The organism is Ewingella sp. S1.OA.A_B6, from assembly GCF_049889095.1.
Lineage (GTDB): Bacteria > Pseudomonadota > Gammaproteobacteria > Enterobacterales > Enterobacteriaceae > Ewingella.
Genome location: NZ_JBLJFK010000053.1, coordinates 1 through 292 on the forward strand (window position 1 = coordinate 1; position 292 = coordinate 292).

A 292-nucleotide genomic window follows, 5' to 3' on the forward strand; every position below is an offset into this window, starting at 1 on the left:
GTTTTCTGAGTAGCCGCCACCCATCACCACCGCCACTGGAATTCCATGGGCTTTGGCTTGGCTAAATACAAACGCATCACGCTTGGCACAGCCGTCACGGGTGAGCGCAAGTTTACCGAGCTTATCGGTGGCGAGCACATCCACAGCGGACTGGTAAAACAGCATATCGGGTTTCACTTTTGCAATAAGTCTAGGCAGCGTATCCATTAATATGGCTAAATACGCCTCATCGCCTGTCTCGTTTGGCAAATCAATATCCAAATCAGATGCTTGCTTGCGAAACGGATAGTTT

Annotated in this window: 1 protein-coding gene; it reads right to left on the reverse strand. The window is 49.3% G+C overall.

All coding sequences use genetic code 11. The features are described 5' to 3' along the window. On the reverse strand, positions 1 to 292 hold a 292-nt coding region (locus tag ACMV8I_RS21435; protein ID WP_498867153.1), incomplete at both ends, for an arginase family protein.